This is a genomic window from Betaproteobacteria bacterium (genome assembly GCA_016720925.1).
Classification (GTDB): domain Bacteria; phylum Pseudomonadota; class Gammaproteobacteria; order Burkholderiales; family Usitatibacteraceae; genus UKL13-2.
In genome coordinates this window covers 87,135-102,151 of the sequence record JADKJR010000014.1, presented here as the reverse complement: position 1 = coordinate 102,151, position 15,017 = coordinate 87,135, and the positions used below count along the sequence as shown (strand labels likewise).

Below are 15,017 nucleotides of genomic sequence, written 5' to 3'. Positions count from 1 at the left end.
TGCTTGCCATGCGTGAAACGGACGTGGGGGCCCCTTTCTTACAAGAAGCTTCGCCGCTTCATCGCGTTGCCATTCTTGTGTCAATTTTTCAGCGGCTTTTGCAGCGGTTAGAACGTGCGGCCGGATCTCGCGCAAGCGTGCTCTATTTTCGAGCTATGTCATCGACGACCCAGTACCCCAATGCGCCTCAAAATCGAAAGTAAGCTGCCTATGATGCTTGATTGACAGCAGATAAATGTTCCCGCCGATCTGTGCGTACAGCACCAAATAGTGATCCATGATGTATTCATGCAAACCGTCACGGTCAGGTGTCAGCGCTGACAGCTTTGTGCGCAATGCCGCCAGCGCGTTCGTGGTCTCCACCGAGCCGACCATTCTGCTTAGGAAAGGTTGACCCATGCCGGGAAACCGTTCGAGATTTGGAATCACGGTGTCTAGCAGTTCATCCAGTAAAGCATCATAGGCTTTAGGCAACTCGGTATCGGACAGAAATTGCTCGATGTCGGCAAGATTGCGCTCAAAGTTGGCGGCGAGTTTTACGATAAGCCTTTTTGCCACAGTTCCGCTACCTCCAGGGGCTCAGGCGCTACGTCGACGCTTGATTGACTGAATCGCGCCGCGAGCGTCTTTTACCCGGCCAGCAGCAACGTCTTCCAGCCCCCTGGAAGCCTCGTCGATCAACAGCAAGTGAATGCGCTCTCGCTCCAACTGGTGGTAGTAGTCCAATCGGCTTGAGTCGATCAGCGCAATATAGCTTTCACCGTTCTTGGTAACGATCTTCTCGGCCCCCGCCTTGACCTCCTCCGCCAGTTCCGAAAAATTGGCGCGAGCATGTGATAGCGGGATCACGTCACTTGTGGAAATTGCCATTGTGGTCTCCTATGTTGCTTATTATGTGCATAGAAGTGTACAGTATAAGCGCTGGAATAACGCGGCGGCAAACGCCGTTGCGCGACCGGTCGATATTCCCGGTTGCGACCAGGGCGACGGTGGTCTTTGATCAGTCAAGCGGTGGATAGGTACGACTCAAATTGCACTATTCGCGCAGGCTTTCCCTATAATGTAAACGTTTTCATTCTTGATTCAATTGCCGACAAATCCAAGAGATGAGTTCACCAATCGAGTTTCCGGCCGACTTCCTGTGGGGAAGTGCGACCTCTGCGTATCAAATTGAAGGATCGCCACTGGCGGACGGCGCCGGGCCGAGCATCTGGCAACGATTTCTGAACACGCCCGAATTGGTGCGTGCCTCGGATGGATCGGGTTTTTTCAAAGTTCGCGAAACCGGCGATATTGCATGTGACCATTACCGTCGATATGCCGAAGATATTGCATTGATGAAGTCACTTGGCCTGAAGTCCTATCGCTTCAGCATTTCATGGAGTCGCATTCTGCCGCAGGGCAAGGGCCCGATTAACCATGCCGGGCTGGATTTTTACGAGCGGCTTGTCGACACTTTGCTTGAAAACGGCATCGAGCCCAATGCAACGCTCTTCCATTGGGACCTTCCCGCGGCGCTGGATGACCTTGGCGGATGGCTCAATCGGGATAGCGCGAGCTGGTTCGCGGACTATGCAGCAGTGATGTTCCGCAAGCTTGATGGGCGCGTGAAAATGTGGGCCACGCTGAATGAACCGTGGGTGGTTACCGACGGAGGGTATCTGCATGGCGCGCTCGCACCTGGGCACCGAAACCTGTACGAAGCGCCAATTGCCTCCCACAATCTGCTGCGTGCACACGGTGCCGCGGTCAAGGCATATCGCGCCGAGGGAAAAAATCGCATCGGGCTGGTGGTAAATCTCGAACCGAAATACGCCGCGTCATCCAGTGCGAGCGACCTGGCGGCACGCGGTCGCGCAGAAGCGTACATGAACCGCCAGTATCTTGACCCTGTTTTTCTTGGAACCTATCCGGCGGAAATGAAAGAGATTTTCGGTGATGCCTGGCCGGAATGGCCCGACTCGGACATGGCATTGATCCGGCAGCCTATCGATTTCCTCGGGATCAATTACTACACGCGAAACGTGTCGCGCGACGATCCGAACCAGTGGCCGGTTCGCGTCGCCGCGGTCCGGCAACCGCAGGCAACTTATACTGAAACCGGCTGGGAAGTTTATGCGCAAGGGCTGACGGACACGCTCGTCTGGGTCAAGGAGCAATACGGCAATATCCCGATGTACGTGACCGAAAATGGCGCTGCATTTTTCGATCCACCCGAGGCGCAAGACGGTCGCGTGGTGGACCCGCTTCGCATCGATTATTTGCACAAGCACATTCGCGCAATTCATGCGGCGCGCGAGCAAGGCGTTGACCTGCGCGGTTATTACGTCTGGTCGTTCCTTGATAACCTTGAATGGTCGCTGGGGTTTTCAAAACGCTTTGGCATCGTGCACGTCAATTTTCAAACGCAGGCGCGCACGCCGAAAGACAGCGCGCGCTTCTATGCCCAGGTAATTTCCAGCAACGGCAAGATTCTGGAGAGGCCCGCGCCGTTGGGTTCGTCGCTCCTAGGAACATCGAAATGACGAGACCAACGTTGGTGAGGGTGTTGGCAATGCTCGCAGTTGCGTTCGCTATCGTCTCGTTGGCAGTACAAGTCGTCGCAATGTCGCAGGGTGGCGAGGTGATTTGGATTACATTCAGCGCGACTTTCATTGTGCTAATGGGCGCCGGCAGCCGGCTCCGCAAGTCCGGACCGGCTACATTGAGCAACGCGTGACGGCGACGACACCCAAGGAGGAACATCGCTTGTCGCAAGCGGATCCACTTGTTGGCCAAGTTGCCATTGCGCTGGAATCCTGCCCGGCCTGACCATGGCGACCGTTGAACTTCGCGGCATCCGCAAGTCGTTCGGGGACGTGAATGTCATCGGCAATGTGGATCTCAAAATCGAGGACGGCGAGTTTGTGGTTTTTGTCGGCCCATCGGGTTGCGGCAAATCGACGTTGCTGCGAATGATTGCGGGACTCGAGGACGTCAACGCGGGTGACATTCTTATCGACGGTGCGCGGATGAACGACGTGCCTTCGTCCAAGCGCGGCATTGCGATGGTGTTTCAATCGTATGCGCTCTACCCGAACATGACGCTATACGAAAACATGGCGTTCGGGCTGAAGCTTGCGAACAAATCCAAGGAAGAAATCGACGCCGCCGTGATGCAAGCGGCGAAGACGCTGCACATTGACCATTTGCTGGACCGGAAGCCCAAAGCGCTTTCCGGGGGACAACGCCAGCGCGTTGCAATTGGTCGCGCGATCACCAGGAAGCCGCGGGTCTTCCTGTTCGACGAACCCCTTTCCAATCTGGATGCCGCGCTTAGGTCAAAGATGCGGATTGAGTTTTCAAGATTGCACGACGAACTCAAAACGACGATGGTCTACGTGACGCACGACCAGATCGAGGCGATCACGCTCGCTGACCGCATTGTCGTACTTTCGCAAGGGGTAATTGAACAGGTCGGCTCGCCGCTGGAGCTCTATCATCACCCCGCGAACATCTTCGTCGCCGGATTTATCGGTTCGCCCAGGATGAACTTCCTTGAAGCCGTGGTTTCTACCGCGGGAGAATCGAGTGAGATTCGATTGGCCGGCGGCGAAACCATTCGCGTCAACATCGATACGCGAAGCGCCGGGGCAGGGGACAAAGTCACGCTTGGCATTCGTCCAGAGCACGCCGCATTGCCGGCGGGCGAAACCAATATTGTTCATGCGAGAACGACGCTGCTCGAGCCGATGGGAGATTCCACCATCGTCTATCTGGAGGCGTCCGGTGCGGCCGACGGGTTGACGGTGCGCGCTGGTCCGGAATTCCGACTCCGAAATGGGGACCAGGCAACGCTGTCGTTTCCTGAACAGCATTGTCACCTGTTCGATCAGCGCGGCAAATCATTTCCGCGTGCTCGGACGACGTAGCTTGTCACATACGCCGGGCGGCGTTACCGCGCATAGTCAACGACGACGCGCGCGGGAGCACTCCGAACGGTAATTTCTCCAACCTTCGATTCAATCTGTTTGCCGTTCAGGAATACGCGCGGTGAATCGTTTGCGGTATGCATCGGCGGCAGCGCAATGATCCAGCCGCCAGGCGGCTTGCCTGAGCCGCCATCCAGATCAAAGACAATTCGTTTTCCTTGCCGGACAACTTTGTATGCCAATGGACCATACGGCGTCCGAATGCCGCTGACCGCGACGTCGCCCTGCGCGAGCCAGTCCGCGGAAATGCCGGCGCCGAGCACCATCGCGCGATCGGACTGACGTTCGTAGGCAAACAGGTCCAATGCCGAGCGAATATAGTCGGAAGAGATCCAGCCATGCGGAATATCGCCGACGAATCGCGGCTTGCGCATCTCGCGTCCGACGACTTCGGCCCATTGATTCCAGGCAAGCGGTCGCCTGTCCGCGAAGAAGTACGCCAGCAACTCATGCGCACGCTCGCGCCATCCGAGGCGTATGAATGAACCGACAGTGCGCAGCTCGTACGGCGTGTAATCGTCCCAGTTCCGCCGCCCGTGACGGCGATCCGAAAATTCCTTCCAGTAGCGTTCAAACGTCCCCAGCAATAACTCAGGCGGGAGGCGGCCTTGTTCGCCTCCCGGCGCAAGCGCAATGGTGGTCGACGTCGCGTCGAAGTCGCCGAGCTCCGCTGCACCGGAAATGTAGTTCACCCGATGTGTGCGCGCGGTTTCGCGTATCGACGCAATCAAATCGGCTCTGAACTCGTCAGCTTGAATAGTCCATTGCTTGGCCTCTTCTTTGCGTCCCAGGACGGCCGCCATATCAACGGCCGACTTGTAGCCGACCAATCCCCAGAAGTCGTCCCAATAGGAATGCATGGGCTTTTCCGAGTAACCCTCGTGGCTGATCGACTCCGGCAACAGGCCATACAAAGCCTTGCGCTCAGGCGTCTGGTTTTGCGGTCGGCGTTCGGATTGACGCAGCATTTCGATATGGCGAATAGCCGCCTCCACGCGTGGCCACATGGCTTCAAGCAGTTTGCGATCGCGCGTATAACGAAATGTTTCGGCAATCAGAAATATCAGCTGGCCGTGACTATCGTTTTCGGTCACCGGGTCAGCGCCTCGCGTATCAACGCAACACGGCACCTTGCCGCTCGCGAACTGGTAGGGCGCAAACCAGCGCAAATAATCGCTTGCGACGCCACTCTGTCCCAACCGCAGAAGGCCCTCGGCCATCATTGCGCCGTCGCGAATCCACGAGCGCGCATAGGAGCGCGTACCGGGGCGAAGTATCGCGCCGTCGCGGAGAATCAGCATGTGCGCCAGCGATGATCGCAGCGTATCTACAATGTGCTGTGCGGACGGCGGCACTTTGATCGAAAACTGATTCAGCTTCGTACGCCAGTCATTCTCCGAGCGGGCCTGCATGGCATTCAGCCAGCGATACGAAGTCTTGCCGGGCGGCCTTTCCAATTTCGCGTTTCCGTCAAGCGCGGTAGTCCAGCCGATTGTTTGTTTGCCGTGTGGTGGAAGCGTTAACCGATAACTCACAACGCCAGCAGCCAAGCCGACAGGATCGTGAATTGCCGATGTAGCGGCTGTATTTGCCGCCAATAGGGACGCAATGTCCGAGCCGCTATCGAACGTCGAGAGCCGGATCCGCGAAGGTTTCGAAAGAAAGACAACGTCATGCCGCCGATCAATTGACAATTGCTGACGCGCCGCATTCCACGCGAGGTTTTGAATAGGACTGACTCCGCCTGGCGTATTCAGGAACTGTGCAGGCGGATTGACCTGAAATGGCCGCGCCGCGAGCACGAGTTCGAGTGCGAGATTTTGCGGCGTGAGATTGCGCAATTCGTATTTCGCGGCAAGTTGCGATTGCCCGCGGGCGCCGGCGGCAAACGCCGTGATCCGCAATTCCCAATTGGCATGCTTCCACGTTACAACCGGAACCGGCAGGTAATCGTCGACCAGCGACTGCCGCACGTCGATATCGGCCCACGTAATGATGCGTCTTTGCTTGCCGTCGCTTTCAATCACGAACGGCTCAATGGAGGCGCTACCGGGGGCCAGCTCGATGCCGCCATCCTCCCCCATGAGGCCGCTCACATGGCCGCCATCTATTCCGACTACCGTCCAATACGCCTGCTCGCCGGAAAAACCACGCGGGTACTGGCCGCGAGCAGCCACGCCCGCGAGGGCCTCAATAAACGCGTTGGGCGACTTTGCGAATGCCAGGTCTTTCAACTCCACTTCCGTCAATGCATAGAATTGTCCCGGGCCCTCCAGCAATCTGATGCGCACAAAGCGGGCCTCCGATTCCGGCAGCATCAACGGATCACTGCCGCCATTGCCGTCCACCACTTGTCGCGCGGTCCGCCACTGAGTCCCATCGTCCGAGAATTCGATGTCGTAGCGTGACGCAAACTGCCCCGCGACCCATCGAAGAATCAGCCCACCGAATTCTCGCGTCATGCCCAAATCGATGGTCAGCGCTTGCGTTTGCGAAGAGGCTGACGCGTGCTTCGCCAAACTGTCGATCGGGAACCGTCGAATGCCTGACCGGGCGGGTAGCCGGCCTCGGACGATGTCGCGGTCAGGACGGGCGTCGGGAACACGACGGGATCAGGCGGAAGTTCACGTATCGTGAGTTCGTCAAAATATATCGATCCCCGACCACCGCCGCGACCGGCGCTGATAACAAACTCGATGCGCTCCGACGTCTTCAGCGTCTTGTCGCGAATTGGTCCCCATGCGAAGGCGATATGCCGCTTCTTGATGCGGATCCGCTGCCACTCGCGTGGGAATTCAAAGTTGGGGCGATTGAACCACCACACATTGTCGCCGCTGGCATCGACCAGTTTGAATTCGAAATTATTTATCGGCGCATCCGCGCGCACGTAGAACGAAATTTCGTAGTTATCGGGCAGGACCAGCGGCAATTGGCGCCGGATAAACGCATAGCCCGATGCGCCATTGAAATCAAAATCGAGCCGCATGCCGCGTCCGGTGACACCGTCGACAGAATGCGATGTGGCACTCACGTTGTCGGAAGCCATGGCCTGCCAGGCGGCGATGTCGTCAAAACCATCCAAAAGTTTCGCGTGGTTGTTTGGCAAGAAATCCGCGGCGAACGCGGCAACGGACAATCCAAGCGATACGACAACTGACGCGATTCTGGCCAGGATCCTCAGCGTTACCGCTTGCGGGGAAGCGGGCCGCGCGTAAGAGAATTGTTCTCCCGCCACCGTCGACCCCTCATCCCAACCCTTCTCCCGAGGCAGAAGGGCTTTTAGTTCTTTGATTGTTGGCCGAATCAAGTGGATATTTCGCTTGAAAAGTCTAGCACTGACGAGCCTCGCCAGCCATTTGTGTCCGGAAAGCCGCGCCAGTGCTTGGGTTTCATATTGGTCTAGGCAATCATTGAATCGCTGAATGGCCGCCACGATGTTCATGCGTCCTCCTCGGCATCGCGCATTCACTAGCCTTTAACGCTGCCAAGCAACAGCCCCTGAATATATTGACGCTGCAATGCCACGAACAACAACAGCACCGGCAAAATCGTCAGCACCGATCCTGCCATCATCATCTCGTTGTCCTGCACATGTTCGCGCGAGAGGGACGCGAGGGCGATGGGCAGGGTGTAAAACTCCTTGTCGGTTAAGACGATCAAGGGCCACATGAAATCGTTCCACGTACCCAGGAACGTAAAGATGGCCAGCGTAACGATGATGGGTTTGAGCGCGGGCAGCACAATCACGCCGAAGATGCGAAATTCGCTGGCGCCATCCATACGCGCGGCCTCGAGGAGTTCGTCCGGAATACTCAGCGCGTATTGACGAACCAAGAATATTCCGAAGATTCCCGCCATCGCCGGGACGATGACGCCGCCGTAGGTATTCACCAACCCCAGATTCTTCAGTAGCAGAAATAGCGGCATCATCGCTACCTGCGAGGGAATCACCAGCGCCCCGAGCAGAAAACGAAATATCCGGTCCCGACCCGCAAACCGCAATTTGGCGAACGCATAGCCGGCTGACACGTTAAAACATAGCGATAGCATCGTCGCAACGCTGGCAACCAATGCGCTATTCGCCAGATAGCGGCCGATTCCTGCCTGGGAAAACAGCGCAATGTAGTTGTGCCACGTCGGACGACCCGGCAACAACGGCGGGGGAAATGCGCTCGATTCACCGGGCGTCATGAACGAGACCGATAACATCCACAACAGCGGAATCAGCGTAAGCAGCGAAACGGCAATTAACAGGGCATTGATCAGCCACGCCCACGATCTTTTCGTCATGCCTGCCCCCATCGGCGCGCGACTTGCAGTTGTACGAGCGTAATGGCAAACATCAACACGAACAGGATAAAGGCGACGGCGGATGCGGTGCCGAGATTCCACCACTTGAAGCCTTCTTCATACATGAAATAAAGCACACTGACGGTACTCTGCACCGGGCCGCCCTGTGTCATCACGTAGGGCTCCGCAAACAGTTGAAAATAGCCCGCCATGGTAAGTATGCTGACCATCAACACCGTCGGCCCGAGCATTGAAAGTGTTATATAGCGGAATTGCTGCCAGACCGATGCGCCGTCGATGCGTGCCGCCTCGTACAAATCCTCGGGCACACTTTGCAGCGCGGCAATGAAGATGATCATGTTGTAACCAAAGTTCTTCCACACCGAAAAAATGACGATGGCCGGCATGGACCAATGCGGATCGCCCAGCCAGTCGACAGGAGAAAAACCCAGGCTGACCAGCGCGTAGTTGATCATTCCATAGCGGGTGTGCAGCAGGTAGCGCCAGATCAGGGCCACGGCAACCAGCGTCGTGACCACTGGCGCGAACATCGCCGTGCGATGGAACGACTTGAAGCGGGCCAGCTTGGAATTGACAAGAAGTGCCGCGCAAAGTGAGGCGGCAATCGACAAGGGAACGCCCAGCACCACAAAGTAAACCGTATTGCCAAGGGCTTGCCAGAAAAGCGGTGTTTGTAATAGTTGCCAATAATTGGCGAAGCCCACGAATCGCATATTGCCGAGGTCAGCGAGCGCGTAGAGGTCGAAATCGGTGAGACTCATCACCAGCGCCGCCAACACTGGCCCAAAGAAGAAAACGCCGATAAGCACCAGCGCCGGGCCGACAAAAAACCAGGGAGCGGCACCCGTCTTCATTTGATCGTCCCGCGATCAAGCATCCAGCGGCGCTTTTCGAGAATTCGATCGGTGCGTGCATCCAGTTCGTACACAGCTTGATCAATGTCGATATCCCCGTGGATCACCCGCTCGGTAACCAGCCGCATTTCCGTGGCGATTCGTTCCCACTCCGGCACCTTGGGGGTCGCGCGGGCGCGCTCCAGTTGTTCCCGGAAAGCCTTTGCGTAGATATCACGATCAAGGCTTTCGTATCGCCACGTCGCGCGACGCGGCGGAAGATTGCCGGTTAGCGCATGGAATCGCTCTTGCACCGCCGGCGTGGAAAGATACTCGATCAATTGCATTGCTTGCGCCTTGTGCTTTGACGACCGAAATACCACCAGGCTCGCTCCCCCGGCAATCGACGCGCCCGGGCCATCCGGTCCGGGCAAGGAAGCGGTCATCCAGATCGATTGCTGATCGGCCGGGAGGCGGCGCTTGAATTCGCCGATATTCCAGGGCCCGGAAATGTAAAACGAAAAGTAGCCACGGCCGAATTCTGCCCACACATTCGAGATTTCGCTGTTGGTCATCGGCGGCGCCCATTTGTTCTTGAACGTATCGCGGTAATAGGCAAGCGTGCGGCGAAAACTGGCGCTGCGAAAATTGCCCCAGCGTCCACCGTCCCGCAACAGAGGCTCGTCGTGCTGCAAGGCCAGCGCCAGCAAAGGTTCAAATTCATTCAAGGGAAGCAGCACCGAAAACCGGTCAGACCCTACAAGCGCCTTGAGCCCCGCGTTCATGCGCGACCATTCGTCCCACGTTTTTGGCGGTGCGGCAAAACCGGCTTGTTTAAGCAGGTCGCGATTGTAAAACAACAGTCGTGTATCGACGTACCAGGGAACCCCATAGAGTTGGCCACCGACGACGTTGGTATCCCAGATTCCCTCGAAGTAATCCTTGCTGTCGATAGTGGTGGATGAGTGGGCAAATGCTTCAAGCGATTCCAGTGCATTGAGCGCGACGAATTCCGGTATCCAGGTGTTGCCGAGTTGGAAAATATCCGGCATGGCATTTCCCGCGAAAGCCGTCAGCAATTTTTCGTGCGCGGCGGTCCATGGAAGTTGCTGCACGACTACCTTGATTCCGGGATGCGTCCGCTCGAATTCGGGCAGCAGTTCAGATACCACTTCACCTTCGCGTCCCATCGCCCAAAATTTCACGGTTGTGATATCGGATGCGGAATTATTGCACCCGCCAACGCACGCAAGAAATCCGGTAACCGCGAGGAGTTTCAGGTTGCGGACGAGAAAGGCACTTGGCATCGGCACGATCGAGTTTTCAGGGTCCGGAAGACAGCCAGCCGCCTGTGAAACCGGCGCGCTCAAGTCCGCGGCGGATGTAGGGATTCTTGCGCATGGTGCGCCAGACCAGCTCGCTTCGATAATTTTCGATCATGGCTAGGATCGGACCCTGATCAATGCCGAGATAGTCTCCGGCGACCCAGCCGCCACCGGGAATTCGCTTCCCCTGGCCGAGCGGCACGTTGAATTGAAAGCTCGGATTAAACGAATCCAGAAAGCCGTAGGTGGAATAGATATGCGTCCCATAATGCGTGTGCATTTCCTGAATGGCCGGGATGACGATTTCGGGTGCGAACGGCAGCGATGAAATGGCGGCGGTTGGCGCGATGGTGCCGTCATCATAAGTTTCGATTCCCCCCATGCCGCGCCCGGCATAAGTGTGAAAGGGAATACGGCGACCACGGTAGTCGAGTACCGCATCGACCGGGCCATCGCTGGCCGAGACTCCCCACAGGTTCTCGCCGTAGCCTTTCCATCCGAGAGGATTGGCCATCGCGTAGGCCTGTTGCGCGTAGGTCGCGCGCCGCGTGTTTTCAAAATAGTCCATGCCGCGCGCTTTCATATACGCGTCCTGGATGTTGCGGAAATCGATCCATGTGTGCGTGTATTGATGACCGAATAAAGGCGGGAATCCAAGATGTTCCTGGCCGAAATATTTCTTCCAGGTTTTGTCGTAGGGCCTGGTCCACTCTTTCCACGCATCATCCTTGACCGGAAACGTAGGCGAACCGAGCGCGAGCAGATAGACAATCATCGCCTCGTTATACCCGCGATAGTCGGGGACAAGAAAACCGGTCTCCGGTTTCCAGCCGTGAGTGATCGCGGGCGCATTCGGCTGCGCCCATTGCCAGTCGATCCGGCGATAAATCCGGTCGGCGAGATCGCGGATTTCCACTTCGTCGGCGTGGGTACCGTCAAAGTAGCTCTGACAAAACAATGCCCCCGCCACAAACAACGCCGTATCGATGGTTGATAGCTCCACCGTTTCAAAGCGCGCACCCGATTTCATATCGACAAAATGGTAGAAGAATCCCTTGTAACCGGTCATGCCACTCGCCGCCGTTCCCTGCGGCGCCTCGTGAAAGAAACGCAGCGTTGTCAATACGCGTTTGCGCGCCTGCTCGCGAGTAACATAGCCCCGCTCCACACCGATGGGATAGGCGGTGAGCCCGAAGCCGACCGCGGCGACACTGGCAAATGCGGGTGTCGGGAATCGATCATGCACCAGTCCATTTTGTGGATTGGTGGTTTCCCAGAAAAAATTGAAAGTGCGTCGCTGGATATCCGCGATGAGCGCATCAGCTGCACCGTCGTGCTGGACGATAGGCCGGGATTGTTCGTGCCTGTCGAGTCGATCACTGGTGGCACAGCCGGATACAAAAGCCGCAGCCAGCAGGAGTACGGATGCAAAAAATTTTCTCGATGCGTTCATTTGATTGAATTCTACTGAAGGTCGTCAAAAAAACGGCCGCTCCTACATATGATACGGAGCGGCCGACACGGGAGACCCTTTAATCTGATTACATCGCTTGCACCGCCAGAAACTGGTCTTCATGGCACGATGCTTTTCCCAATTTGAAGCGGAATCGAATGCGGGTAACCGAAGTCTCCGTCGTCCAATTCCCAAGGCCAGGTCTGGTCAGAAGCTCGCGCGGAAAGACAGCTTGTACGTGCGCATTGGTCCGGACATGCCGTTTGGCGTACCCACATTCGGATTGTCGCCACCGTACTGGTTCTGCGAATTCCCCGGACCGCCGGCCCAGCCATCGCGACCGCCATAATTGATGGTATCGAACAGGTTCAGGACATCGAGCCGCAAAGTGAGTTTGTGTTTGTAGATGTCAAAGTCCTTCGCCAGTCCAAGATCAAATTGCTTGAAGTTGCTGCTTTCGCCTTTTTGATACACACACTTGTCCCAGCCGCGCGAGCAATCGGTGATCTGGTACGGCAGCCCGGAACCAAAGGACGCTTTGCCGGATAGCATTACGCCCCAGGGTATCAACCGATCCGTCAAGCCCGCAACAACCAGCCGGCTACGCTCGACATCGACTGACGGATTCCAGCCCGCAGTCGATTTGCCGTAGGTCCAATTGAAGATGTCATTGGTCCACTGCCGGTTGGTGGTCTTGCCTTCGCTGAGTGTGAATACCGCCGTCAGGCCCCAGCCGGAAACTTTTGAATAAGGCTTGTCGGCTTTGAGGAACAACGATTCGGTCTTGGCCTGGGAAATGAAGTCACCGAGAATGAGTGTGCCATAGCCGACCGGTCCACCCCACAGCGGATCGATCGGACTTTGGTTGGCGAATCCACCGTTCGCGTCGCGATTGCCGCCGTACCAGTTGAACTGGTTGTGGCTATACGAATAGTTATAGCCGACTTCACCGTTCCAGATTCCCAGCCCTTGACGCAGTCCGAGGCTGAATTGATCGGTGTAGGCCATTTTGTGATCGTTCTTGATCAGCCAGATTTCGCCGTTGGGCTGTTCGTTCTTCTGTTTCTCGTCCAGCGCGTGATTGTCCATGGTTCGATCGTACGCACGGCCGTAACCGCCATACACCACGGAGTTGCGATCGCCAAACACGTCATAGGAGAAACCCAGGCGCGGCTGGAGCGCACCTTTGAAGTCCTTGCGACTGGATCCGTTACTGATGTAGTCGTTGATATTGATGCCGCCCTTGGCCAGTGACTGGGCATAGGTTTGTCCCGGCGGAGGGGCGATTCCATAGCGTTCCGCGTCGAGCGCCCGAAGGGCAGTTACGCGATCTGCAGGCGTGGCATACCCTTCATTGAGCATGTTCGTCTCATAGTCCCAGCGTATCCCCAGATTCAGCTCGAGTTGGCGGCTGATCTGCCAATCGTCCTGAAAATAAATTCCGAATTGCTTGTCCTTGATACTGACTGAGGCGGGCGTGATTGCGTTTTGCGTTTCAATGATCGTGGTAGCGCCGGTGACATTGTCGATGAGCGCCTTATATATGGGAACACTTTTTGCCGTGCCAGACAGGTCGAAAGTCATAAGGTTGACCTTGGCGCCAAACTTCATCGTGTGCCCCAGCATTCCGGTGAACGTAAGGTCATCCTGAAAAAGTACGCCATTTTGGCCGCGAGTTTGCGCGTCGGGTGATCCCCCGACTTGCAGCACATCCTTCGTATTATTGGCCGAGTTCGACGGCGAGATGAGGTAGCGGATTTGCGGCGTGTTGGATTTTGCATGCGGATTGAAGACTGTATCCGAGTAGCCGATACGCGCTTCATTGAGCCAAGAGTCCATGCTCCATTCGTGCTTGAAATCGACACGGGTCTCGTCATTGCGACGGTCCTTGGAGTTTTCCGCAATACTCAAAAGTGCGTCTTCCGGAACGTAGTCGTTCTCGCGCCGGACGCGTGCGGATAATTCGACCCGTTGGCCCTGATTGAGCTGCGCGTCAATTTTGCCCAGCCAGAGATGCTCCTTGAAAGTTGCATCCTGATTGCCCTCTTGCGCCCTCAATGACGGCACGATTCCGCCTGCTGGAAGCAGATTCGCGTTTTGCAATACCACCTGACGGGGCTGGACAATGTCCTTGCCCTCATACGCCATGAAGAAATGCGCGCGATCCACCGAGATTGGTCCGCCCAAGGTGAATCCAAACTGATCTTGATGAAATGCTGGTCGAGGAATGCCCTGTGCTTCGGCCTTTTTCTGGAAGGGATCTTTCGCCGTCATGCTGTCGCTCGTGCGATCCCAGAACACATCGCCGTGAAATTCGTTGGTGCCCGACTTGGTCACCGCGGAGATTGCCACACTGCTGACTTGGTCGAACTCCGCCTTGTAGTTTTGCGAAACGATCTTGTATTCCGCGACCGCCGATTGGGGAAACGGATTGCCGCGGGTCGAGTCCATGCCGGCAACGCCACCACGCAACACGTAGTTTTTCTGGCTGACCCCGTCGATGAACACATTGACGTTGTCCTGGTTTTGCGCGCCGCTCTGTATCTTGACCTGGCCCGTATTCTGGGAAACGTCGAAACGCACACCAGGCGCCAAATCCGCAAACGACAGGAAATTCCGCGTGACTTGCGGCAGATTCTCAATCTGGGTGCGTGAGACATTGGTGCCGACTTCCGATGTTTTGACGTCGGCACGTAGTGCGGAACTTGTTACCACGATGGTATCCATGGTTGCGGTACTGCTCGAACTTGTGAGTGCGAGGTCCACCGCCGCCGTCTCGCCGACACTCAGCGTAATGGTCTGACTCTTGCCGGCGACAGTAATGTCATAGGTGCCGGGCGCCAGGCCAGTCAACACGTAGCTACCGTCCGGACCGGACGTCGCTTTATACGTGTAGCCGCTTGCCTTGTTGGTCGCGGTTACCTGGGATGCCTTGGCCGGTGCGCCGCTAATGGTGATTTGCCCCTTGACCGTTGCTGTGCTTAGTTGTGCATGCGCGGGTGATGAAATCATGAGCGCCACGGCAACAAGCCCCGCCATTGTCGTCAGGCGGCCTGCGGGATGTGTCTTTCTATTTTTCATGTGTGTCTCCTCGGTGAGAACGGTTGTTAGGCAACGATTTTTG

At 56.6% G+C, this 15,017-nt stretch carries 10 protein-coding genes and 1 pseudogene; 3 read left to right on the top strand and 8 right to left on the bottom strand.

All coding sequences use genetic code 11. The annotated features are described in order from the left end of the window. Positions 1-153: 153 nt before the first annotated feature. Entirely contained in the window at positions 154-558 is a 405-nt protein-coding gene (locus IPP88_17515; GenBank protein MBL0124444.1) for a type II toxin-antitoxin system RelE/ParE family toxin, read from the bottom strand. Positions 559-579: 21 nt separating this feature from the next. Continuing rightward, the gene (locus tag IPP88_17510; GenBank protein MBL0124443.1) at positions 580-870 is read right to left on the bottom strand and encodes a type II toxin-antitoxin system Phd/YefM family antitoxin; all 291 of its coding nucleotides are present in this window, start codon (positions 868-870) and stop codon (positions 580-582) included. Between the two features lie 236 nt (positions 871-1,106). Here IPP88_17510 and IPP88_17505 point away from each other — a divergent pair, with 236 nt between their 5' ends. The 3 genes from IPP88_17505 to ugpC all read left to right on the top strand — a co-directional run bounded on the left by IPP88_17505 (position 1,107) and on the right by ugpC (position 3,911). After that, the gene (locus tag IPP88_17505) at positions 1,107-2,525 is read left to right on the top strand and encodes a beta-glucosidase (GenBank protein MBL0124442.1); all 1,419 of its coding nucleotides are present in this window, start codon (positions 1,107-1,109) and stop codon (positions 2,523-2,525) included. Continuing rightward, positions 2,522-2,719: a hypothetical protein gene (locus IPP88_17500; protein MBL0124441.1), complete on the top strand. Its 198-nt coding sequence runs from the start codon at positions 2,522-2,524 to the stop codon at positions 2,717-2,719. The genes IPP88_17505 and IPP88_17500 overlap by 4 nt, the downstream gene beginning before the upstream one ends. 94 nt (positions 2,720-2,813) lie before the next feature. Then, complete coding sequence (gene ugpC, locus IPP88_17495; GenBank protein ID MBL0124440.1) at positions 2,814-3,911, top strand: sn-glycerol-3-phosphate ABC transporter ATP-binding protein UgpC; 1,098 nt, start codon at positions 2,814-2,816, stop codon at positions 3,909-3,911. Positions 3,912-3,934: 23 nt separating this feature from the next. On the opposite strand, the pseudogene IPP88_17490 reads toward ugpC, so the two are convergent. The 6 genes and pseudogenes from IPP88_17490 to IPP88_17465 all read right to left on the bottom strand — a co-directional run bounded on the left by IPP88_17490 (position 3,935) and on the right by IPP88_17465 (position 14,974). Next, positions 3,935-7,017: pseudogene (locus tag IPP88_17490) on the bottom strand (discoidin domain-containing protein). A gap of 422 nt (positions 7,018-7,439) precedes the next feature. Beyond that, positions 7,440-8,261, bottom strand: coding sequence for a carbohydrate ABC transporter permease (locus tag IPP88_17485; GenBank protein MBL0124439.1), 822 nt, complete (start codon positions 8,259-8,261; stop codon positions 7,440-7,442). Next, positions 8,258-9,136: a sugar ABC transporter permease gene (locus IPP88_17480; protein ID MBL0124438.1), complete on the bottom strand. Its 879-nt coding sequence runs from the start codon at positions 9,134-9,136 to the stop codon at positions 8,258-8,260. The genes IPP88_17485 and IPP88_17480 overlap by 4 nt, the downstream gene beginning before the upstream one ends. Beyond that, positions 9,133-10,422 carry a sugar ABC transporter substrate-binding protein gene (locus IPP88_17475; GenBank protein MBL0124437.1) on the bottom strand — a complete coding sequence of 430 codons (1,290 nt, stop codon included), beginning with the start codon at positions 10,420-10,422 and terminating at the stop codon, positions 9,133-9,135. The genes IPP88_17480 and IPP88_17475 overlap by 4 nt, the downstream gene beginning before the upstream one ends. A 16-nt stretch (positions 10,423-10,438) precedes the next feature. Further along, the gene (locus IPP88_17470) at positions 10,439-11,893 is read right to left on the bottom strand and encodes a hypothetical protein (GenBank protein MBL0124436.1); all 1,455 of its coding nucleotides are present in this window, start codon (positions 11,891-11,893) and stop codon (positions 10,439-10,441) included. A gap of 207 nt (positions 11,894-12,100) precedes the next feature. Then, positions 12,101-14,974, bottom strand: a complete 2,874-nt coding sequence (locus IPP88_17465) for a TonB-dependent receptor (protein MBL0124435.1) — start codon at positions 14,972-14,974, stop codon at positions 12,101-12,103. Positions 14,975-15,017 lie beyond the last annotated feature (43 nt).